This is a genomic window from Nocardia sp. NPDC058640 (genome assembly GCF_042716995.1).
Lineage (GTDB): Bacteria > Actinomycetota > Actinomycetes > Mycobacteriales > Mycobacteriaceae > Nocardia.
Window position 1 is genome coordinate 1 of record NZ_JBHXRG010000050.1, and the last position, 21,057, is coordinate 21,057.

The 21,057-nt window shown below is 67.0% G+C and carries 20 protein-coding genes; 8 read left to right on the forward strand and 12 right to left on the reverse strand.

The genetic code is table 11. The features are described 5' to 3' along the window. Positions 1-114: 114 nt before the first annotated feature. Positions 115-1,041: a LysR family transcriptional regulator gene (locus ACFWU5_RS28185; RefSeq protein ID WP_379269883.1), complete on the reverse strand. Its 927-nt coding sequence runs from the start codon at positions 1,039-1,041 to the stop codon at positions 115-117. A 123-nt stretch (positions 1,042-1,164) separates the two neighbouring features. Here ACFWU5_RS28185 and ACFWU5_RS28190 point away from each other — a divergent pair, with 123 nt between their 5' ends. Next, on the forward strand, positions 1,165-1,641 hold the full coding sequence (locus tag ACFWU5_RS28190; RefSeq protein WP_379269884.1) for a DoxX family protein: 477 nt from the start codon (positions 1,165-1,167) through the stop codon (positions 1,639-1,641). A gap of 247 nt (positions 1,642-1,888) precedes the next feature. Continuing rightward, positions 1,889-3,520, forward strand: coding sequence for a CocE/NonD family hydrolase (locus tag ACFWU5_RS28195; protein ID WP_379269885.1), 1,632 nt, complete (start codon positions 1,889-1,891; stop codon positions 3,518-3,520). 8 nt (positions 3,521-3,528) lie between these two features. Here ACFWU5_RS28195 and ACFWU5_RS28200 read toward each other — a convergent pair whose 3' ends face one another. Beyond that, positions 3,529-5,232: an alpha/beta fold hydrolase gene (locus tag ACFWU5_RS28200; RefSeq protein WP_379269886.1), complete on the reverse strand. Its 1,704-nt coding sequence runs from the start codon at positions 5,230-5,232 to the stop codon at positions 3,529-3,531. Between the two features lie 68 nt (positions 5,233-5,300). Then, a complete protein-coding gene (locus ACFWU5_RS28205; protein ID WP_379246889.1) occupies positions 5,301-5,855 on the reverse strand; it encodes a TetR/AcrR family transcriptional regulator in 555 nt (184 codons plus the stop codon). Between the two features lie 122 nt (positions 5,856-5,977). Between ACFWU5_RS28205 and ACFWU5_RS28210 the strand changes: the two genes are divergently transcribed. After that, positions 5,978-6,271, forward strand: a complete 294-nt coding sequence (locus ACFWU5_RS28210) for a hypothetical protein (protein ID WP_379246891.1) — start codon at positions 5,978-5,980, stop codon at positions 6,269-6,271. Here ACFWU5_RS28210 and ACFWU5_RS28215 read toward each other — a convergent pair. Further along, a complete protein-coding gene (locus ACFWU5_RS28215) occupies positions 6,216-6,785 on the reverse strand; it encodes a TetR/AcrR family transcriptional regulator (protein ID WP_379269887.1) in 570 nt (189 codons plus the stop codon). The genes ACFWU5_RS28210 and ACFWU5_RS28215 overlap by 56 nt on opposite strands. Before the next feature lie 99 nt (positions 6,786-6,884). On the opposite strand from ACFWU5_RS28215, the gene ACFWU5_RS28220 reads away from it, so the two are divergent. Together ACFWU5_RS28220 and ACFWU5_RS28225 are read left to right on the forward strand one after the other, a co-directional pair. Further along, positions 6,885-7,541, forward strand: a complete 657-nt coding sequence (locus tag ACFWU5_RS28220) for a class I SAM-dependent methyltransferase (protein ID WP_379269888.1) — start codon at positions 6,885-6,887, stop codon at positions 7,539-7,541. A 71-nt stretch (positions 7,542-7,612) separates the two neighbouring features. After that, positions 7,613-8,269, forward strand: coding sequence for an HD domain-containing protein (locus ACFWU5_RS28225; RefSeq protein WP_379269889.1), 657 nt, complete (start codon positions 7,613-7,615; stop codon positions 8,267-8,269). A gap of 54 nt (positions 8,270-8,323) precedes the next feature. Here the strand turns inward: ACFWU5_RS28225 and ACFWU5_RS28230 are convergent, their stop codons facing one another. The 6 genes from ACFWU5_RS28230 to ACFWU5_RS28255 all read right to left on the reverse strand — a co-directional run bounded on the left by ACFWU5_RS28230 (position 8,324) and on the right by ACFWU5_RS28255 (position 14,402). After that, positions 8,324-9,064 (reverse strand): copper homeostasis protein CutC, encoded by a 741-nt coding sequence (locus ACFWU5_RS28230; protein WP_379269890.1) that lies wholly within the window; start codon positions 9,062-9,064, stop codon positions 8,324-8,326. A gap of 1 nt (position 9,065) precedes the next feature. Beyond that, positions 9,066-9,845, reverse strand: coding sequence for a glucosamine-6-phosphate deaminase (nagB, locus tag ACFWU5_RS28235; RefSeq protein ID WP_379246901.1), 780 nt, complete (start codon positions 9,843-9,845; stop codon positions 9,066-9,068). After that, complete coding sequence (locus ACFWU5_RS28240) at positions 9,845-11,017, reverse strand: N-acetylglucosamine-6-phosphate deacetylase (RefSeq protein ID WP_379269891.1); 1,173 nt, start codon at positions 11,015-11,017, stop codon at positions 9,845-9,847. The genes nagB and ACFWU5_RS28240 overlap by 1 nt, the downstream gene beginning before the upstream one ends. 97 nt (positions 11,018-11,114) lie before the next feature. Then, positions 11,115-12,779, reverse strand: a complete 1,665-nt coding sequence (gene ptsP / locus ACFWU5_RS28245) for a phosphoenolpyruvate--protein phosphotransferase (RefSeq protein WP_379269892.1) — start codon at positions 12,777-12,779, stop codon at positions 11,115-11,117. After that, positions 12,779-13,039, reverse strand: a complete 261-nt coding sequence (locus tag ACFWU5_RS28250) for an HPr family phosphocarrier protein (RefSeq protein ID WP_379246907.1) — start codon at positions 13,037-13,039, stop codon at positions 12,779-12,781. Before ACFWU5_RS28250 ends, ptsP begins: the two co-directional genes overlap by 1 nt. A 4-nt stretch (positions 13,040-13,043) precedes the next feature. Then, positions 13,044-14,402, reverse strand: a complete 1,359-nt coding sequence (locus ACFWU5_RS28255; RefSeq protein ID WP_379269893.1) for a PTS transporter subunit EIIC — start codon at positions 14,400-14,402, stop codon at positions 13,044-13,046. Positions 14,403-14,629: 227 nt separating this feature from the next. Between ACFWU5_RS28255 and ACFWU5_RS28260 the strand changes: the two genes are divergently transcribed. The 3 genes from ACFWU5_RS28260 to ACFWU5_RS28270 all read left to right on the forward strand — a co-directional run bounded on the left by ACFWU5_RS28260 (position 14,630) and on the right by ACFWU5_RS28270 (position 16,469). Then, entirely contained in the window at positions 14,630-14,860 is a 231-nt protein-coding gene (locus ACFWU5_RS28260) for a glucose PTS transporter subunit EIIB (protein ID WP_101469146.1), read from the forward strand. Continuing rightward, positions 14,857-15,312: a PTS glucose transporter subunit IIA gene (locus ACFWU5_RS28265; protein WP_379269894.1), complete on the forward strand. Its 456-nt coding sequence runs from the start codon at positions 14,857-14,859 to the stop codon at positions 15,310-15,312. Before ACFWU5_RS28260 ends, ACFWU5_RS28265 begins: the two co-directional genes overlap by 4 nt. A 98-nt stretch (positions 15,313-15,410) precedes the next feature. Beyond that, the gene (locus tag ACFWU5_RS28270) at positions 15,411-16,469 is read left to right on the forward strand and encodes a class I SAM-dependent methyltransferase (RefSeq protein ID WP_379269895.1); all 1,059 of its coding nucleotides are present in this window, start codon (positions 15,411-15,413) and stop codon (positions 16,467-16,469) included. Here the strand turns inward: ACFWU5_RS28270 and ACFWU5_RS28275 are convergent. Both ACFWU5_RS28275 and ACFWU5_RS28280 read right to left on the reverse strand, forming a co-directional pair. Beyond that, positions 16,451-19,735: a DEAD/DEAH box helicase gene (locus tag ACFWU5_RS28275; protein WP_379269896.1), complete on the reverse strand. Its 3,285-nt coding sequence runs from the start codon at positions 19,733-19,735 to the stop codon at positions 16,451-16,453. The genes ACFWU5_RS28270 and ACFWU5_RS28275 overlap by 19 nt on opposite strands. Positions 19,736-20,112: 377 nt before the next feature. Next, on the reverse strand, positions 20,113-20,736 hold the full coding sequence (locus ACFWU5_RS28280; RefSeq protein ID WP_379269897.1) for a vancomycin high temperature exclusion protein: 624 nt from the start codon (positions 20,734-20,736) through the stop codon (positions 20,113-20,115). Positions 20,737-21,057: the final 321 nt, after the last annotated feature.

Genomic DNA, 21,057 nt, shown 5'->3' on the forward strand with positions numbered 1-21,057 from the left:
ACGGTCGTCGCAACCTCTCAATCGAGAGTGTTGCGACGACCGCGTGAACCCGCCCTGTGCTGGAGGGGATTTTCGTGTATCCGCGCAAATCCTTGCCGGACTGCGTGATTCGGGTCAGGATGCGCCTCGGTGCAGTTGTGCCTGCTCCTGTCCGGCGAATTCGACGGTGCAGCGGACGAATTCGGCCAGCGATCGCGACCTCGACCCCTGTGGCCATACGATCGAGCTCACATACGGGCTCGCGTCGACGGTAGGGAGGTGGACTACGTCCGCGCGTGGATAGGCATTCGCCACAGACTGTGGCAACAGGGCGACCGCGTGTCCCAGCGCGACGAGTTCGATGACCTGGGTGATATCGCCTACGTCGGTGGTAGAGATTTCGACCGAGGTGGCGACTTCGAGCGGGCTGCCCGCGCCGACCCTGTCCCGGCCGGACCAATAGAGGCGTTCGTCCTGGGTGGCGTCGGGGAATACCGGGATGGTCTCGCCGAGCAGCTCTCGACACCGCAGGTCGCGCCGGGTAGCGAGACGGTGGTCGGTGGCGACCACCGCGACGCGGGGCTCCTCGGACAGCACCTCGACAGCCAGACCGCGACTGTCGAACGGCGAGCCGACAATCGCGACGTCCGCACGGCCGTCGCGCACCATGCTGGTCTGCCCGCGGTAGCCCGCGACGAGGATCTCCACCACCGGACTTCGGTGCGTCTCGGTGAACGCGTCGACGGCGCGCCGCAACAGGCCGGACGCTGTTCCAGGTTTGGCTGTCGCGATCAGCGTCGATTGTGTGAGTCCCGCGCGCCGGGTCCGGGCCGCCGCCGCCCCGATCGCGGCCAGCGCGTGGAACGACTCGTCGAGCAACGTCTGTCCCGCGTCGGTCAACGTGACGCCTTGCGCACTTCGAACGAACAGGTCGACGCCCAGTCGCCGTTCGAGTAGCCGGATCGCCCGCGACAGGGGTGGCTGCGCCATTCCCAGTGCCGCCGCGGCACCCGAGAAAGTCGAGTGCTCGGCGACGGCAACGAAGTATCGAAGCTCTCTCACCTCGAGATCTCCCATACCTCGAGGGTATCGGCGGCAACCCGATCTGTCCTTCCTGAGCAGCCGATTTCCTGGTGCGATGGACATGTTCGAAAAATCGGATCCACCTGGCACGGAAGGTCGACAATGAAGACCGAATTGCTCACCGAGAGTTCACCACTGGTCACTGACGCAGGAAAGCTCGTGCTGCGGCTCGGGCTCGCGAGTGTGTTCCTGGTACACGGGATCGATGATCTCCGGACCGGGCTTTCCACCATCGTCGCGATGCAGGGCGAAGCAGGCATACCCCTCAACGAGGTGAGCGGTCGGTTCGTGCCGATCTGGCTGGCCTTCGGCTCGCTGTTGTTCATCGCGGGCGCTCTCACCCGCATCGTCGCGGCCGGCTACGTGTTCATCATGGGTGGCGCGTGGATCTTCGTCCACGCGTCGAACGGATTCTTCGCCGAGAACGGCGGATACGAATTCGTCCTCATCCTGGCCGCGGCATCGATGGCCGTGGCGTTGATGGGGCCGGGACGATTCAGCCTCGACCAGCTGGCCGTCGACCGCCTGACCAGGTCGACCTCCACCCGATTGTCAGCGCGTCAGGGAAGCGCTGTCTGAGAAGCCGCCGACATCGTCGGTCATGCTCGTCGCGCAACAGAGTCGGCCAGTGCCGCGCGTGCGTCGACGAGAGGGTGGCGGACAGTCGCTCGGGCGCTGGTAATCCTGCCCGGTGTTCGCAACGCCGCGCGCGTCCGGTGCAGACCTCGCGTGGTTGGCTACCTCGCCGACCCGCGACGGCCCCCGGTTGTCGGGGCTGGACTCCGCGGCGAGTACCGGTAATAGTCCATGAGTGCGATGGGGCTTGATGGTGACGCGGGTTGTGGTCGGTGTGGCGTTGGTGTTCGGGCTTGCCGCGCCTGTGTCGGCGGAGTCGGTGAACGTGGGGTACGTCTGGACGCAGGAGTATTTCAACGCGCCGGATGGGACTCGGTTGCATGCGGATGTGCTGCGGCCGGAGGGGATCGCGGCTGAGGTGCGGACTCCGGTGTTGTTGACGGCCAGTCCTTATCGCGCGCATCTGGCGTATCTGAGTCTGCCGCGACCTGCGGGCGGGCCGTCGACCGACAATCTGCCTGTGGAGTGGGCGCTGCGAGCGGGCTACACGTATGTGATCGTCGATCTGCGTGGGTTCGGTGGGTCGAACGGGTGTCCCGACTACGGCGGGCCGGGGGAGATGTCGGATGTGGCGGCCGCGGTGGAGTGGGCGGCGAGTCGGCCTTGGTCGACGGGGCGGGTCGGGGTGGTCGGGACGTCCTATGAGGGGTGGACCGGGATGATGGCGTTGGCCGCGAAGCCGAAGGGGTTGGCGGCGGTGGCGGCGTTCGCGCCGGTCGTGGATCCGTACTCGTATCTCTACATGCAGGGCACTTCGTGGAAGTTCGGCGGAAAACCGTTGACCGACGACGGAATTCGACCCGCCGACACCGCGGGTGTGGAACACCTGGCGATCGCGTCGACTCCTGGTCATCCGGCGGACAGCGACGAGTACAAAGCCAATGCCGTGGCGATGACCCAGGACTGCGCCGCCGACTACCTGGCCCTGACCACCGACCACAACGGCGCGAACCCGAAGTGGCGTGAGCGCGACATGCTCGAGGCCGTGCGCGGCAACACCACACCGATGTTCCTCGCCCAGAGCTTCCTGGACTCCAACACGCGCGCCGACCGGATCATCGACGCGTGGGAAGCCAGGGGCCCCGGCGAGCACCGCGCCTGGTTCGGCCAATGGGGCCACTCGGACTGTCGCGAAAAATGCGGAACACCCCAATTCGCCTCGGAGCTCTACGCTTTCCTGGACCGACACGTAGCGGGCGCCGACGTAGTCGTGCCGGGCCCGCCCGTGACCGTCGGCCAGTTCGACGGTGGCTGGCGCAGTGAAAACGCTTGGCCGCCTTCGGATTCCCGCCGCACATCCGTCGCACTGCGCACCGGCACCTACAACGATCGCGGCCTACTGCCCGGCACGGACCGGGAAATCTGGTCGATCTCGGCTCCGGTAACCGAACCCGTCCACTTAGCAGGCCGCGCAACCGCCGCCCTCACACTCTCCGGACCATCGGAAGCGACTGTCGCACTGGAGCTTTACGACATCGCCCCCGACGGCCGCGCAACAGTCATCACCCGAGGCATCGCCCCCGTCCACCCAGAATCCGACATCCGCCTGCTCTGGCAAGACGCCCGCCTGGCCCCCGGCCACCGACTCGGCGTCCGCATCACCAACGCGGTCGACGACGTCTGGTCGCACACGCCGACAAACGCGACCGTCACCGTCACGTCAGCCCGACTCGACCTACCACTGCTCACCACCCGCCGAGAGCTGAATATGCCTGGTGGCGTTCCGAATTGGCACGCACGGTGGCGAACTGAGGAAACCATCGCCCTGCCACCGGAGATGCTGAACGACCCCGCACTTCGCATCGAGCTGTCGGCCGGTTGAGTTCGCAGCTACCTTGCGGCGGTGGTCCTTTCGCTTCGAAGGGCCTGTGCGACCTGATCGGGATGGGTCAGGTGCGGGTAGTGGCCGGTGTCGGCGATGATGGTGACAGGTAGGTCGGTCGGCTCGGTCAGTGGATCCTGTGCGCCGACGATGATGTCGACCGGCACCGTGACCAGCGCGAGTTTCGCGGCGAGTTCGTCTCGCGTGGCACCGGCTGCGCGCAGGGCGGCGAAGGTGCGCTGAGCGACGCCGGGCCGACGTAGATTCGCTACCGCCGACGCGACGGCAGGCCCCTCCGGAATGCCCAGCTGGGCAGCCAATTTCGCCATCGGCATGCGCTTGACGACCTCGGCGGCAAGGGGCGAACCCGTCAGTCGCGAGGCGGGGCGCTGCAGGAAAGCCGGCGCGATGAGCACGAGTCGCGACACCCGATCGGGATGGCGCAGCGCGAATTCGATGGCGGGCCAGGCGCCGAACGAATGGCCGACGATAACCGGTCGAGTCCGTACCGGCGCCATCAACTGGTCCATCCAGTCGCCGATCGACCCCGAGGATGCCGCCGAGCGGCCGAGACCGGGCAGGTCAGCCGCCAGTACCGGCACGTCCAACTCGCGAGCCACGTCGTCCCACGAGTCACTGTCGACCGGAATCCCGTGCAGCAACACATATTCCGGATCGACCTGTTCGCCGACAATCCAAGTCCCTTCGCGGAAACCAGATTTCGGTGTGGGTGTGACGGCGCCGTTGCGACTGGCGACGATTTGGTCGGCGTAGGTGCGCAGCAGGTCGCCCACCGGCGGATGACTGACGCCGAGCCGTCGCGCGACGACATCGCTGGCACTGGTGTCGTAACGGTCGCTGCTGATGAAATGCAGCGCTTCGGGGTCGGCGTGCGTCAGTGCCCGCGGCAGTCGGCGGACCAACGCGGTCGGCAGGGTGAATCGCGGCGGATCCACGTGGAGGTGCTCGGCGACGAGCTGAATCAGTTGCGGCAGTGCGGGAGTCGTGGCATCCAGCAGCGCATAGGACTTGCCGGCGGTATCGGGCACAGTGGGTAGCCCCACCATGAACCGCGCCACATAGTCGAGGTCGACCACCGGAACGAAGGTGTCGGCGGACCCCGGCAGCGCGGGCAACCGGCCCCGCCAGAGGTTGTCGATGATGTCGGAGAGCCCGAAGTACTGTCCGGGCCCGAGTACCCCGGACGGATTCGCCACGGTCAGCGGGATGTCACGTTCGGCAGCGATGCGTCGCAGCGTGCCGTCGGCTTCGATTTTCGACGCCTCGTACGCGCCGTTGCCGTAATCCTGTTCGCCTGCGTCCTCGACGGTGCGATAGCCGCTGATGTGCACGACCCTTCGCAGATCTGGTTGTCGCGCAGCCCATTCCAGCACGTACACCGCACCGTCGAGGTTGACCCGCCGCGCCACCTCGGCATCGAGCCCGAACTTCATCAGTGCGGCCGCGTTGTACACATCGCGCACTCCGTGGATGTCGTCGCCCAGCGCGAGATCCGGTTCGCCGATATCGGTGGTGGTGATGGTCAGGCCGGTCGAGTCGACACCGTGCCCGTCGAGCCAGGTCCGCAGCCGATCCTGGCTGCCCGCCCGCAACGCAGCGGTGACGGTGTGCCCGGTGCGCAGCAGTTCGGCGACCAGTGAGCGGCCGATGAATCCGGCGGCGCCGAAAACGATCGAGTCGGTGTGAGCCATGTGCCCTACTTTCAGTAGACCGATTTACATATTTTGAACCGAGAGGTGGTTCGAGGAAGGAGGCGAGCTCAGATCAGAGTGTCGATGGTGTCGGCGAGGTGGAGCAGCGGTTGGCGAGAGCGGTGCGTGCGAGCCAGGACCAGCCCGCCTTCGATCAGCGCCAGTGCCACGGTGGTGAGCCGTTCGGGCTCGGGATGCCCGAATCCGACCAACCGCTCGCGGATGGCGTCTTCCCACTGCCGGTAGGTCGCCGAACAGGCCTGCTGCACAACATCATTGGTAGCCGCGGTATCCAACGCGACGGTCGCCACCGGGCATCCGATGGTCCACTCCGAGGCTTCCAGTTGATCGCCCAACAGTGCCAACATCTTTCGCGCGAAGTCACGGGCATCGGTCGCCTCGATCGTGCGGATGATCGCCGCGATGTCGGTGCCACTGTCGGCCAGTGCCGCTACGACCAGTTCGTCCTTGCCGCCGGGGAAGTGGAAGTACAGCGAGCCGCGCGGTGCACCGCTGTCCTGCACGATCTGGTTGAGCCCGGCACCGAAGTACCCATGCGACTCGATCAGCGACCGTGTCGCCCTGATCAACTTGCACCGCGTCTCGGCTCCCTTTTTGCCCACCGCCCAAAACTAGACCGATCTATATATTTCCGCAACCCTCTCCCAGTTGGGTTCGTATCCGACGGCACCGGCGTCGGACGCGTATGTTCGACGGCACTACCGAACGACGGGACGGGGACGCGATGACGATCAGGGACCGCCTCGAACAGCTCGTGGTCGAGCCGCCGATGGTGTTCGGCGAGCCGATCGACACGGCCGAGGGCACTACCATCATCACGGTCTCGCGCGGCGGGGGTCTGCTGCGACATCCTCGTCCGATCGGACTGTTCGTGGTCCATGACGGGCACGCGCAATGGACGCCCGCCGTCGACGCCACGCGCATCGCGCAGCTGGGCGAATGGATCGGCCTGCTCACCGGAGTCATTGTGGCGCTGGCGATCCTGCGTCGCCCACCGTGGCCGGACCTGCGCCGCTGAGCCCGTACAGCGCGAGTGTCTCGAACCGCTGCCAGGCCTGTGCGGGTGGTGTCGGCGCGGTGGGGTCGATCATGGTGCCCAGCATGCCGATCAACCCATGCGAGAGGAACGCGATGGTGCCCGTCGGCTGGTCGCCGAGCAGTTCGCCGACCAGTTCGGTGACGCACTGCTGGTAGGCGCGCACGACGGTTGCGGTCGCCTTCGGCCCGATCAGCGGGCCGTACACCTGGGGATATTGCGCGGCCAGATGGAACATCACCCGCAGGGGAGCCAGGGGTGAACCGGGCGTGCTCGTGCGCGCGATCTCGCGACGCAGGAATTCGGTGCAGCTGACCAGCAGTAGGTCGTCCTTGTCGCGGTAGTGCGCGTAGAAGGTGGATCTCCCTACGTCGGCGCGGCCGATAATGTCGCGCACGGTCACCTTGTCGTAGCCGCGCTCGATCATCAGCTCGATCAGCGCCTGGTGCAGCGTGTCCCTGGTGCGTCGAACCCGACGATCCGGGTGTTGCGCCATCGCTTCCTCCTGAACGGTTTTCCCGGATCTGTTCGATAACGGACACCGACGACGATTCTGCTCCTGGTGACGCGCGCGCCCACGTCCGACCATGAAGGCATGACCCGAAATCAGCTTCTCACCCCCATGTTCGTCCATGATGCCGACACCGGCCTCGTCATCGAAGGTCTGCGTCGCTACAACCTGTTCACCGCGGTGTTCTTCCTCGGCAGGCATCGCCGTCTGCTCGCCGAATTCGTCGCACTGTCCGGTGCTGGGCCCGGTTGGCGTGCGCTCGATATCGGTTGTGGGCCGGGCAAGCTCGTTCGTGCGCTCGGGACGGCGGTCGGCCCCACCGGAGTTGCCGTCGGCGTCGACCCTTCGGTCACGGCGGTGGAGGACAACAGGGATGGCGTTGCGTACCACCGCTACGAAGTTGGTCCTGCGCAGGACCTGCCCGTGTCCGATGCCGAATTCGATGTCGTCACCTGCACTTTCGTCATGCACCACATTCCCGAAGCGCAGCGCGACGCCGCGATCGCCGAGATGTGGCGAGTGCTGCGGCCGGGCGGGCGGCTACTGCTCGCCGACGCGTCACCGTCGCCCCGCATACGGGCGGCCTTCTCGCTGTTCCTCGGCCGGGACCCGTTCGTCGACGTCGACATTCGCCACTACATCGAGCGGGTCGAGGCGGCTGGCTTCCTCGACCTCAGTTACAGCCGGAGCCGTGACCAGACGGGCATCCTGACTGCGGTGAAACCGCTGGTACACGACTGATTCGAATACTTGTCGGTGCCCTCGGCTAGGGTCGGTCGCAACAGGATCAGATTCGAGCACGGGGGTGTGACATGGAGTTCGATCAGCAGGTTGTCGACCAGCGCGAAGCCGAGGCGCGGGAGTTCGCCGTCGCGGCACACGGCGATCAGCGGTATGGCGAGCATCCCTATGTCACTCACCTCGCGGCCGTTCGGGCTGTTCTGCGCGATTTCGGCTACGACGGTGAACTCGCGCAGGCGGCGTGGTTGCACGATGTCGTCGAGGACACCCCGGTTACCGCGGATGAGGTCGAATCCCGTTTCGGCCGTGCGGTTCTCGATCTGGTGTGGGCGGTCACGGGTGTCGGCCCCGATCGCAAGGCCCGAAACCAGAATGCCTACGACAAGATCGTCGCCCATCCGCGCGCGGTGATCCTCAAGCTCGCCGACCGCACGGCCAATGCCGAAGCCAGTCCGCCGGGTAGCAGTTGGATGGGGATGTACCGGACCGAACACCCCAACTTCAAAGCCCATCTGGGCGGGTTGCTCCCCGACGACCCGACTGTTGCCCGCATGTGGGAACGGCTTGATCGCCGCCTCGACTCGCCCGTCGCGCCGCCCACGGACCAGTGGGCCGCCATCGACGATCTGGTCGCGGCAGGGGAGCACGAAAAGGCCGTTGCGGCCGTACAAGCGGCGTTCGACTGTGATGCGGGCGAAGCGGAGTTAATCCTGGCCGAGCGGGCCTGAGACGCCCCACGCCCGCCGCGCACGAAACCGCGCGGGCGAATTACGCAGCCTGATTCAGGCTGTATGGCCCGACCGGTTCGCGGCGAGTAGCTCAGCGGCAGCAGCGGCCGCGAGCTCCTCATCCAGGTGTTCCTGGCCGGACTTGCCACCCCCACCGGGCCCACCGTCGTCCGCGATGACCCGTCGGGCCGAGAGGTGGACCGCGTCTACCCCGACCCGGTGCAGCGCCGGGATATCGCCGACGGTGACTCCACCGCCCGCCATGATCTGAATGCGCCCGGCCGCGTGCTCGACCATCGCGGCGAGTTCATCCAGACCCTCGGCGCAGGTGGCTGCCCCACCGGAGGTGAGCACCCTGGTCATCCCACCGGCGATCAACGTGTCGAGCGCGGCCTCACGGTCGCGGATCTGATCTATCCCACGATGAAAGGTCAGCTCTATGTCATCCACGGCAACACCGTCGAGCACCCGGCGCAACCCTTCGACATCGACTCGATGGTCAGGGGTGAGCGCACCGACCACCAATCCGGACGCGCCGGCCGAAACAGCCGCTCGCGCATCAGCGTTCATCACCGCGAGCTCGGCCGCATCGGCGTACACGAAACCGCCGGCCCGGCACCGAATCAGCACATGGACCGGAACCCCGGTCCCCACCGCAGCCTCGATCGTCCCGATACTGGGCGTCAGGCCACCCGTACTGCCCAGCGCCGCACACAGTTCCACCCGATCCGCCCCGACGCGGCGCGCACCGAGCGCACCCGCCACGTCCTGCACCGCGAACTCGAGCGCGGTCATCTCAGAACGACTGCCAGGCAGGCTTGTTCGCGACCGCGTACTTGTAGTAGTCGGCCAACTTCAACTTGCTCGCCGCGCCCTCGTCGATCACCACGGTGACGTGCGGATGCCACTGCATGACCGAGGCCGGGCAGAACGCCGACAGCGGCCCCTCGGCGGCGGCGGCGATCGCATCGGCCTTGCCCGCACCGAGCGCGATCATCACCAGATGCCCCGCCTCGTTGATGGTGCCCAGGCCCTGGGTCAGCACGTGATGCGGCACATCCTCTGGCCCGTCGAAAAAGCGCGCGTTGTCCTTGCGCGTCTGCTCGGTCAGCGTCTTCACTCGCGTGCGCGAGGTCAGCGCCGACCCTGGCTCGTTGAACCCGATGTGCCCGTCGGTCCCGATCCCCAGCAGCTGCACGTCGACCCCGCCCGCGGCGGCGATAGCGGCGTCGTACCGCCGGCCTTCGCCCGCGACGTCACCCGCTTCCCCGTTCGGGCTCAGCACCCGCGCCGGATCGAGGTTCACATGGTCGACGAACTCCGAGCGGATCACCGAAAAGTACGACTGGGGATGGTCTTTGGGCAGTCCGACGTATTCGTCGAGCAGGAACGCGCTCGCGGTCGAGAAGTCCAGTTCGCCCTCGCGATACCGGCGCGCCAGTTCCTGGTAGCTGCCCAGCGGCGACGACCCGGTGGCCAAGCCGAGGATGGCGTTGCCGCCCTGCACGTACCCGCCGACGATATCGGCGACCGTGTTCGCCACCTCGTTCTCGTCAGCCCGGATCACGATCTCCATCAGGTTCCTTCCGTTCCGGCGACGAAAACCCGTCGCGGCTGCAATGACTGGTCGGTGACAACGATGTCGGCGCGCGTGCCGACGGTGAGACTGCCGCGTTCGCCCTCGAGGCCGAGCACGCGAGCGGGAGTGCGAGTCGCGGAGGTGACCGCGTCGGCCAGGGGGATGCCCGCGACGAATACGGTCCAGCGCAGCACGTCGATGAGTCGAGCGGTGCCGCCGGCGATCGCTCCGGTCGACCCGTCGTCGGTGGCCAGGCGGGCGACCCCGTCGTGCACCCGAACATCCAGCGCACCCAGCCTGTAGTCCCCGTCGCTCATCCCCGCCGCCGCCATCGCGTCGGACACCAGCGCGATCTGATCCGCCCCGACGGTGTCGAAGACCATCGCCACCGTCTCGGGCGCCAAATGCACACCGTCAGCGATCAATTCGACGACCATCTCGCCACGTCCGGCCGCGGCCAGACACGCGGCGACCGGTCCGGGGGAGCGGTGATGCAGTGCGGGCATCCCGTTGAACAGGTGGGTGGCGGTGATCGGCCCACCACTGGCTTCGGCGATGCGCGACGAGGTAGTCGCGGCATCGGCATCGGTGTGGCCGAGGCTGGGCAGCACGTCGTGACGGCGCATCGCGGCGAGCAGTTCGTCGAAATGCGCGGTCTCCGGCGCCAGCGTCATCGACCGCACGGTCCCGCGCGAGGCCGCGTACATCCGCTCGAACAGGGCAGGATCACCCGGCCTGATCGCCGCGGGATCCTGTGCCCCACACCGACTCTCATTGATGAAAGGACCCTCGAGATGCACCCCGAGCAGTTCCCCGTCTTCGACGAGATCCGCCAGCCTCGCCGCCTGCTCGATCAGCACGTCGGGCTGGTCCGACACCAAACTGCCCATCAACCCGGTGGTGCCCTGAGCGCGATGGTGCGCCGCCGCGACCCTGGCCCCGGCGGCATCGGCGTTGGGAAACCCGAACCCGGCCCCGCCATGACAGTGCAGGTCGATCAGACCGGGCAGCACCAGATCGTCGCTGGATGCCGGAAGTTTCTCGGGGTCGGGATAATTCGCGGCGGCACCGACCCAGGTGATCAGACCCTCGTCGAATTCGACCACGCCATCGGCAATTTCGTCTTCGGCCGTCCCGACCAGCCGACCACGCACCACCCCGCTCACCACGAACCCTTCCGTCTACCCGCGTCACCGACAAAGAGGCGACGCCGCCCAGCACCCAACGATCCGACCCACGGCCGGACCGCACCGACAACAACCTGTTTCACGACCGCCCGATGATCGCCGCGACACTCTCACGCGCCGCCTGGGGGTTCCGCGCCGCGCACGCGGCATCGGCCGCATCCTGGCACCGCTGCATATCCACCGCGGCCAACGCCGCGCGCACTGCGGGCAGCGCGGGCACCGACATCGACAAACTCGTCACGCCCAGACCGACCAGCACCGGCGCCAACGTCGGATCCGACGCCGCCTCACCGCACACCCCGACCGACTTCCCGGCCGCGGCACCGGCCGCACCGACCATCGCGATCAAATCCAGTACCGCCGGCTGCCACGGATCCAGCAACGTCGCCAGGCCACCGGCCATCCGATCGACGGCACAGGTGTACTGGCTCAGATCGTTGGTGCCGATGCTGACGAAGTCCAGGTGCGCGAGCAGATCCGCGGCACGCAAAGCCGCCGCCGGGATCTCGATCATCGCCCCGACCTTCTTCAGCCCGGCTTCCCGGGCCAGCGCGGCGAACCCGGCAGCCTCATCCGCGGTGGCAACCATCGGCGCCATCACCCACAGATCGGCCCCCGTCGCCTCGCCGGCGCGAGCGAGCGCCGTGAGCTGGGTGGCGAGAGTTTCCGGGAACACCGTCCCGATCCGCAGCCCACGGACGCCGAGCGCCGGATTCTCCTCGGTCCCGAGATCGAGGAACGGCAGCGGCTTGTCCGACCCGGCGTCGAGTGTGCGCACCACGACTCGTCGCCCGGCGAACTGTTCGAGAACCGCAGTGTACGAAGCGGTTTGCTCATCCAGAGTCGGCTCGGACGGCTTCCCCAGATACATGAACTCGGTCCGGAACAGCCCCACACCCTCGCTGTCGACCGGCCCGGCCTTCACCGCGTCGTCGACAGTCCCGATGTTCACCAGCAACTGCACCGGCGAACCGTCGGCGGTGTGCCCTGGCCCGCTGGCCGCCGCGATCCGCGCCTTGTCCGCCGCGGCCTGCTCGATGGCGGCCCGCTGGCGCAGGGGACTCGGGTCGATCACAACCTCGCCGGTGGTCCCGTCGAGCAACACCGGCACGTCATCGACGAGCCGGTCGGTATCGGGACAGTTCACCACCGCGGGCAACCCCAACGACTTCGCGAGAATCGCGGTGTGGCTGGTCGGGCCGCCCTCGGTGGTGAGCAGCCCGACCACGTCACTGTCACCCAGCATCGCCGTATCGGCGGGCGCGAGATCCCGCGCGACCAGTACGAACGGATATCCCGGTTCCGGAATCCCCGGCATCGGCTCACCCAGCAGCACCGCGACCGTGCGCCCACCGAGATCGCGCAAGTCGGTCGCCCGCTCCGCCATATACCCGCCCAGCGCCTCGAGCTTGGCGCAGAACCCTTCGAACGCCAGGTGCACCGCGTGCGCGGTGGGCATCCCGGCGGCGAGTTCCTTCTCGGCGGCGGCGACGATGCCCGGGTCACGGGCCATCGTCGCCGACATCGAGAGGATCTCCGCCGCAACACCACTCACGCGCGCGGCCCTGGCAGCCATCTCGTCGGACACACCGCCGAGTGCTTCCTCGACCCGCGCCAACTCCTCGGCCACCGTGCCGCCGACCGGATCCTGCGCCGAGGTCGCGAGTTGCGAGCCGAACCGCAACCACGGCGCGCTCACCACGCCTGGACTCACGCCCAGGCCACGGATCACCAGTTCGGGCATCAGGCGTCCAGGTCCGAAGCGACGAGTTCGGCCAACCGGTCGAGCACCTCGTCGGCACCCTCGGCGTGCAAGGTCACCTGCGCGCCGTGGCCCGCACCCAGCGTCATCACCGCGAGCACGCTGGCCGCGTCGACCGGTTCGCCACCTCCCATCGAAATCCGCACCGGCACCCCCGAGGCCTGCACGGCCTGGGTGAGTTTCGCGGCGGGCCGCGCGTGCAGCCCGACCTCTGATCCGACGATGACGGTGCGGGAGTTCATGGAATCACTCACCTTCCAGTTTCTTGTCCAGCTTCGTGTGCTGCTCGGCTTCGACTTCGGCGACCGAGGGCGCGTCGGTTCGAGTATCGCCCGTGGCAGCGGCGGCGGTCTCCGCTTCGACCAGAGCCTTGTCCGGCGCGCCGGCCTCGACATCGGTTTCCGCCTCGCGGCCGGGAGTGCGCAGGTTCCACTTCTTGATCACGAAGCTGAACAGCACGTAGTAGATCACCGCGTAGCCCAGACCGATCGGGATCAGCATCCACGCGTTGGTCGCCTTGCCGAAGTTCAGCAGATAGTCGATCGCGCCTGCGGAGAACGTGAATCCGTCGTGAATACCCAGCGCGTTCACCAAGGCCATCGACGTACCCGTCAGCAGCGCGTGCACCACATACAGCGGCCATGCCACGAACATGAACGAGAACTCGAGAGGCTCGGTGATGCCGGTGACGAACGCGGTCAGACCGGTGGACAGCATGATGCCGCCGACCAGCTTCTTCTGCGACGGACGCGCGTTGCGCCAGATGGCGAAGGCCGCGGCCGGAAGCGCGAACATCATGATCGGGAAGAAGCCTGTCATGAACGTGCCCGCGGTCGGGTCGCCAGCGAAGAAGCTGTTGAGGTCGCCGCGCACGAGCTGGCCGGAGGCATCGGTGTAGTCACCGACGAGGAACCACACCGTGGAGTTCAGGATGTGGTGCAGACCGGTCGGGATGAGCAGACGGTTGGCCGCGCCGAAGATGCCGCCGCCGACGACCGAGTTGGCCGCGACGGTCTCACCCACCCAGGTGAGTGCCCAGTTGAAGACCGGGTACAGGAACGCCATGCCGACACCGACGACCAGGCCGGTGAACGCGGTCAGGATCGGCACCAGCCGCCTGCCGTTGAAGAAGCCGAGGAAATCGGGCAGCTTCGTGCGATAGAACCGCTGCCACAGAATCGCCGACAGCAGACCCATCACGATGCCACCGAGGACGCCGTAGTTGATCAGCGCCTGCGCGTCCTTGGCATCGGTTTTTCCTTCGAGCACGATCGGCGACATCGCCTTGAACACGCCGTCGATGACCATGTAACCGACCACCGCGGCCAGTGCCGTTGACCCGTCGGCCTTCTTGGCCCAGCCGATGGCGATACCGACGGCGAAGATCAGCGGCAGCCAGGTGAACACGGCCTGGCCGGCGGCTGAGATGACCGACGCGGTGCTCTCGAGCGCGGAGAAGCGACCGAGTAGGTCGTCCTGGCCGATGCGCAGCAGGATGCCCGCGGCGGGCAGCACCGCGATCGGCAGCATGAGGCTGCGACCGAGGCGTTGCAAGGCAACGAACGCCTTCGATTCTTGTTTCGGGCTGTCGGTAACAGCAGTCATGTCGACCTTCTTCGTGCCGGGTTCCCGGCGGTCTCGGCGAGCCGGACCGCCATGTCGGCCGATCCGGGTTAACTGTTGTGAGCGGGTAACCCTAACGGGTACTGTCCGGTCATAACCAGTTGCCAGTTTGACCAGGTGGCGATCAGATGTCAACCGCAAAATATGATGTGGCGCACATCCGAGACTCCCATACTGGTATCGGCAACAACCGCCGAAAGGAAGAACACATGTCCAAAGCGGAAGCGATCGTCCAGGGCCTTGGCGGCGCGGACAACATCGTCGAGATCGAGGCCTGCATCACCCGGTTGCGCACCGAGGTGAAGGACGGCAGCAAGGTCGACGAGGCAGCCCTCAAGGCCGCAGGCGCGCACGGCGTGCTCAAGTCGGGCACCGTCGTGCAGGTCGTGGTCGGCCCCGAAGCCGACACCCTCGCCGACGACATCGAGGACATTCTGTGAGCATCCCGGTGATCAGCCCGCTACCGGGCAAGGTCGTAGCCCTGTCCGACGTCCCCGATCAGGTCTTCGCCGAACAGATCGTCGGCTCCGGCGTGGCCCTGGACCCCGACCGCACCCGCGGCACCCTGATGGTGACTGCCCCCATCTCGGGCAAAATCGTCAAACTCCACCCCCACGCCTTCGTCATCCTCGGCCACGGCGTCGGCGTGCTGGTCCACCTGGGCATAGACACGGTCAAGCTCAAGGGCGAAGGCTTCGAACTCCTGGCCACCGAAGGCGACACCGTAGAAGCAGGCGCCCCCATCGTCACCTTCGACCCCACCAAGATCGCCGCCACCGGCTACTCGGTCATCTGCCCGGTAGTAGTCATGGACTCCGCCAAGGACTCGGTCTACACCGACACCATCGGCACCACCGTCGAATCCGGCGGCCTGCTGTTCGACTCGCCGTAGGAGTCTCGGCGAGCTGCTGAACCTTTCGGCCTGCCCGCGCGTAGTTCGTTTCAGCGGGTCGGCATCGGCCCGCTGGAACGAGCGCAGGAGGATGACCGGTGAGTGCGGTGGAGCAGACCAGTGAGCAGTTCGCGCAGCGGTTGTTCGAGGCGGCGCTGGGTGCGATCGATATTCTGGCGGTGCATTTGGGGGATCGGCTCGGGTGGTATCAGGCGTTGGTCTCGGGTGGGCCCGCCGATGCGGGGGAGTTGACGGCGCGCGCCGGTGGGGATTGCCGGTATGCGCAGGAGTGGCTCGAGCAGCAGGCGGCTTCCGGGATTCTGACCGTGGGCGCGGACGGACGGTTCGCGTTGCCCGCTGGGGCGGCGGAGGTGCTCACCGATCCGAGCAGTCTCGATTACCTGGCGCCTCTCGCCCGGATGCTGGCCGGGGCCGCTGTTCAGATGCCCGCGCTCGTGCGTGCTTACCGGGACGGTGGCGGGGTCGGTTGGTCCGAATACGGCGCTGACATGCGCGAATCCCAGTCCGACATGAACCGCCCCTGGTTCGAGAAGCGCCTCGCCGCCGCACTGGCCGGCGTCGCCGATGTCAACGCCCTGCTCGCGCGCCCCGGTGCCAAGGCCGCCGATATCGGTTCCGGCGGCGGCTGGTCCGCGATCGCGCTGGCCCGCGCCTACCCCGACCTGACGGTCGACGGCTACGACATCGACCAACCCTCGGTGCAGATGGCCACCGAAAATGCCTCCGACCTGGGCGGCCGCGTCCGTTTCCACCACGCCGACGCCGCCACCGACCTCCCGGAATCGGCCTACGACTCCCTGTTCGCCTTCGAATGCCTGCACGACATGCCGCACCCCGTCGACGTGCTGACCGCGATGCGCAAGGCCCTGCGCCCCGGCGGCGCGGTGATCATCATGGATGAAGCCGTCGACGCCGAATTCACCGCTCCCGCAAGCGATACCGACCGGCTGATGTACGGGTTCAGTCTGCTCGTCTGCCTACCCGACGGCATGGCGCACGCCGACTCCGCAGGCACCGGCACGGTCATGCGCGCCACGAAACTGGCGGAGTACGCCGACAGCGCAGGCTTCACCGCCGTGGAGATCCTGCCGATCGAGGACTTCGGCTTCTGGCGGTTCTACCGGCTCACGGTCTGATCGACCAGCTGTTCGGTCTGCACCGTCCACCGTCGGGCCAGCTCGTCGAAATACCGTTGGCTGCTCCACAATCGGTAGTTGCCGATCACGTAGACCCGCCGCCGGGCCCGCGACACCGCCGCGTTGAGCACGTTCGGATTCGTCGCGGCCCACCGTCGCGACCCGCCGGCAGCGGGTGAGGTCCCCAGGATCAGCACGACCACCTCGGCCGAATTGCCGTGCATCGCATGAACAGTGCCCACCTGCTGTGCCGCGAACTCCGCACCGAGCACGTCGGCCGCGACATCTTGCGCGCCGTACGCGACGTCGCGGAAAGGGCTCATCACCCGGATATCGGCCGACGCGACACCGTCCTCGATCAACTGCGCGAGCAACGCGGCAAGCGCCTCGCCTTCGCCCGGAATCCAATTACCTTCGGCCCGTGCGGATCTGACGTCGATCCACCGGTTCTGTCCGGGGAACTCCGGTCGGTCCGGCGTGCCGAACACCAGCAGATCGTCGTCATAGGCGATGTGATGCGTGAGCTCGAAAATCGGCCGGTCGCTGCGCCGATGCACCCGCAACGGCGTACCGACCCACACCGGCGCCACCGAATCCGACGGCGTCAACCACGTCCCGAACCGAACCCCACGGTCAGCCGCCTGCCGGGCCGACGCCTGATCCGGCATCCATTCCGCGTCGAGCCCATACTGCCGAACCAGAGCTTCCTGCGCCGAAGTGGGAAGTGCCCCAACAGGTCCCAGCTGACGATGATCACCCACGATCACCGCGCGCCGAGCCCGCCACAACGCCCCGGCCACCGACTGCGGAGCGGCCTGCCCCGCATCGTCGACGAACAACCACCCCAACGCCTCGGACCCGAGCCCGGCGAACAACCGGGGCAGCGCGGTGAACGTCGTGGTGATCATCGGCACCGCGATGAACAGCGTCTGCCACGCCGCCGCCAGGGTTTCCGGCTTCGGCTGCACCGCGAGCTCCCCGCGAATCATCGCGATCGCCACGATCAAATTGTCCCGAACCCGCGGCGCCGCATTCAGCAAGAACGCACGGTGCAACTTCAACGCGGACAGGAACAGCCCACGTCGCGCGTCCGCATACTGCTCGTCCGCCCACGGATTACACAGCTGGAACTGCTCGTCATCGGCCGCGACGTCACCGAAAGGAATTGTGCGCGACCAGTTCTCGCGCCCGCGCTCGATGACGTCCAGCGCCGCCGCCCGCCGCTGCGTCAATTCGACGTGGTCGCGAATCAGCGTGCGCCCGTGCTCGGCCGCGTCGCCCCACTGCTCCCGCGTGTAGTCGACCTCGGTCTGGCGCCGCCGCACATCCGCCTCGGCGATATGCCGTTCCCGCAGTAGCTCATTGCTACGCGCACTCCACCGCCGTCCCGCACTGAAACCCGTCGACAGCGAAGCAACGAACCCGGGTTTGGTCCCCCCGTGCTCGGTGAGCAGCTTGCCTGCCCGGTGCTGCGCGGCCTGCGCGGCCCGCAGATGCTCGGTCGCCAACTGATGGCGTTCCCGCCAATGCGCGTGTGCGTCATCAGCATTGGCGATCTCCGCCGACATCGACTCCAAACCCGCATTCATCGCGGGCAGTTCGGCGACCGCGTCGGCAACGTCTTGACGCTCCTGCGCGAGCCGACGCACTTCGGCACGCCGAGTCGTGAAGTCCCGCACCGCTGTCGACCAATCCGGTATCGAATCCGGATCGGCCTCAGCCTGTTTGAGGATGTCGAGCATCCCCCCGTTGGGTGTCCCGGTTTTCCGCTGCGCCGCGAACCGATCCCCGAACCAGAACTGCTCGGCGAACGCACGTCGCTGCCCACCCAGCGCCGCGGCGACCAACCCCCACGCGGGCTTCCCGCCGACGAGTTCGGCCAGATCGGTGAAGTGATTGAGCTCCTCATCGATGGCGCCCAACTGCTGGATCTCGGTCACCACGTCGGCGGCGGTGGTGTCGCTACCGGTCGCGAGCACCACTTCGAACCCGGTCACACAGTTCGCCAGCCGATGCGCACCGACCGTGTAGTTCTTCGCCACCTGCACCTGCTCGGTGACGCCCGCGAACACCGCCATCGGATCATCGAAAGCCGCCAGCTGCGTGGCCCGTTCGACCAAGATCCCGGCCAGCAGGTCGCGGAGCATCGTCGTGGTTCCGGTACCGGGTGCCCCGTGCACCGCGAAAATCCCTGACTCGCCCCGCAATTCGGACAGCGCGCGATCGACCGCGAACTGCTGCCCCGACACCAGCGGGTCGCCCGGCCAGCGCCCTTCCGGAATGAACTGCGGCAGTAGCCCTTCGACCACCGCGTCCTGACGTTCACGAACATCGATCCGAGAACCGACGGGTAGCGCTTCCGCCGCCGCGAGGTAATCACGCAGCGCCGCACCGACATCGCCGCGCTGCACCGCCCTCGCGAGCTCGCGCAGGTCGGACTCGAGCCCACTGTTGAGCCGATCCTCGGCAGCAGCGTTGTCCGCATCGCGCGCCGCGACCTGCACGCACGCCACCCGCACACCGCCGGCCCGCAACTCCGAGCGGATACCCAGCGCCGCGCACAGTTCGCCGGTGAAGGTCTGTAGGTCGCGACCGGTCAACCGCGGCGGCTCGACAAGCTCGCCATCGGCGGTGAACCGCTTCGCGAAAGCCGACGCCGACATCCCGGCCAGCCCCGGCGAGATGACCCCATCCGAGCCCGCCGCGATCACCGAGGCGGCAACGCCGGGGCCCGCCACGTCCAGCGCGCGCCATCGCGGCGCCGGACCCATCTGCTCGAGATCGGGGTGCGAGTCGCTCGACAGCGTGTCCAGGGCGGCAGTGAAGGCCGCGCAATCATGGTCGAATCCGTCGGCCCAGCCGCTGTCGTCGGGTCCCGGCGTTCGCAGCCGATTGATGGCCCACGCCAACCCCGACAAGGTCGCCGAGCCCCCGACAACCACCCCGTCATCGGTGAGGGTCACCGCGAAAGCCGCTGTGGTCCCGGCTCGTCGAGCGTCGGACTCGAGCTGATCCTCGCCGAACGTGCGCACCAGCGCTTCCCGCGCGCGCCCCACCTCGAACAGCCCGCCGTACACAACGAACTGCCACACCTGCCCGGTTCTCAACGCGGGCAGCGCGGCCAGGTTTTCCCACGGCGCGGGCCCGTCAGCCGCGAGATCGACCACCAGCCCGTCGATCTCGACGTCAGGAACCAGCTGGGGACCGAACAGCTCTACGGTCTGCCAGAAACGCACGAGCCGCGCGGCGTGCTCGAAACCGCCCACGATGCACCCCAATCCGGTCGGCCATCATTGCAGACAACCCCGATCACGGTACGCGATCCCGATTCGTCGAGCACGCCAACCCGACCACTGTGTTCCGCGGTGGCGACCTCATCGCCGCTGGTCCTACCGCTGAGGCGGGTATCCGACCGCGCCGCGGGCGAACCGGCACTCGGCGTGGCTGCGCCCGCAGCGCGCTTCGTCCGCCCGGAAAACCCTTTGACCCGAGGACCCCGCGCACCGCACGCTGGGACATATGAACGAATCAACGAACTCTCGACCCATTCCTTCGGAACATCGTGGGGCACAACGGAATACGCACGAGTCCGGGTCGCCCCGGTGGCGTCAGTTGGTCACCGCGTTGCGCTCCTGGCCCGCGATCAGCGCAGAAGCATCTCAGCTACGGCCTTCGGCGCTGCCAGCCATTCACGAACGTTGTTGCGTATCTCGGTGACCTGCCTGCAGTCGCAATAGGCCACCACCCCCTCAGTCTCGATACCCGCCGCCCGGCACAGCGCCACCGCGCGGGGAAGGTGCTGGTACTGGCTCACGATGATCGCGTGGTCGATGCCGAACATCGACTTGGCCCGCTCGCAGGTTTCTCGCGTGGACAGCCCCGCGCCGTCGGTTCGCACAATCGACGGGTCGATCCCCTTCTCCTGTAGATAGCGCGTCATCGACGCGATCTCATCGCCCGACGTACCGCCGGCATCCCCCGACAGCAGTATCTGTTGCGCCTTGCCCGCCGCCACCAACTCGATCGCGACATCGAGGCGTCCCCGTAGATAGGCCATCGGCGTTCCATCCGGCGCGACCCTGGCCCCCGGGATAATCACGACAGGCGCGCTGGGAGCCGCCGCCACATCACTTCTATGGCCCGACGACAAAGTCCACGTGGCTATGTTCGCCCCGGCCGTCACCAACACCAGGCCACCCGCCACAACAAGTCCGGCCCGCACGATGCGACGAAACCGCCGACGCTTCCCGTTTTCTTCGCTCGCCATGCGTCCTTTCCTACCCGAACGCCGTAAAAATATCCCCTGACTAGGGGATTTGACATTGCAATTGTCGACACGTAACTTTATTCGAGTCAGAGCGACACGGACACCGACCCGGTGCCGACGAGCTAGCCCGCAAGGGAAGCTACGGTACAGGGACACGAGGTAGGACGATGAGCGCCTGACCGATCATGTGTTCAGGGTTACACCGACTGGGACTTGCTTCCGGGATGGTTCCTGAGCTAAGTTTGAACTCTTGCCTCACCGAAACCCCAACAACAAGTTGCCGGTAGAAGTGTGTGCGTGTGTTCTTTGAGAACTCAATAG

What these genes read in the sequence shown, in the direction of transcription:
- ACFWU5_RS28190 (WP_379269884.1), top strand. Translation starts at nt 1,165, where the DNA reads ATGAAGACCGAATTGCTCACCGAGAGTTCACCACTGGTCACTGACGCA.
- ACFWU5_RS28260 (WP_101469146.1), top strand. Translation starts at nt 14,630, where the DNA reads ATGTCCAAAGCGGAAGCGATCGTCCAGGGCCTTGGCGGCGCGGACAAC.
- nagB (WP_379246901.1), bottom strand. Translation starts at nt 9,845, where the DNA reads ATGGAGATCGTGATCCGGGCTGACGAGAACGAGGTGGCGAACACGGTC.
- ACFWU5_RS28200 (WP_379269886.1), bottom strand. Translation starts at nt 5,232, where the DNA reads ATGGCTCACACCGACTCGATCGTTTTCGGCGCCGCCGGATTCATCGGC.
- ACFWU5_RS28220 (WP_379269888.1), top strand. Translation starts at nt 6,885, where the DNA reads ATGACCCGAAATCAGCTTCTCACCCCCATGTTCGTCCATGATGCCGAC.
- ACFWU5_RS28210 (WP_379246891.1), top strand. Translation starts at nt 5,978, where the DNA reads ATGACGATCAGGGACCGCCTCGAACAGCTCGTGGTCGAGCCGCCGATG.
- ACFWU5_RS28225 (WP_379269889.1), top strand. Translation starts at nt 7,613, where the DNA reads ATGGAGTTCGATCAGCAGGTTGTCGACCAGCGCGAAGCCGAGGCGCGG.
- ACFWU5_RS28215 (WP_379269887.1), bottom strand. Translation starts at nt 6,785, where the DNA reads ATGGCGCAACACCCGGATCGTCGGGTTCGACGCACCAGGGACACGCTG.
- ACFWU5_RS28255 (WP_379269893.1), bottom strand. Translation starts at nt 14,402, where the DNA reads ATGACTGCTGTTACCGACAGCCCGAAACAAGAATCGAAGGCGTTCGTT.
- ACFWU5_RS28195 (WP_379269885.1), top strand. Translation starts at nt 1,889, where the DNA reads ATGGTGACGCGGGTTGTGGTCGGTGTGGCGTTGGTGTTCGGGCTTGCC.
- ptsP (WP_379269892.1), bottom strand. Translation starts at nt 12,779, where the DNA reads ATGCCCGAACTGGTGATCCGTGGCCTGGGCGTGAGTCCAGGCGTGGTG.
- ACFWU5_RS28280 (WP_379269897.1), bottom strand. Translation starts at nt 20,736, where the DNA reads ATGGCGAGCGAAGAAAACGGGAAGCGTCGGCGGTTTCGTCGCATCGTG.
- ACFWU5_RS28250 (WP_379246907.1), bottom strand. Translation starts at nt 13,039, where the DNA reads ATGAACTCCCGCACCGTCATCGTCGGATCAGAGGTCGGGCTGCACGCG.
- ACFWU5_RS28230 (WP_379269890.1), bottom strand. Translation starts at nt 9,064, where the DNA reads ATGACCGCGCTCGAGTTCGCGGTGCAGGACGTGGCGGGTGCGCTCGGT.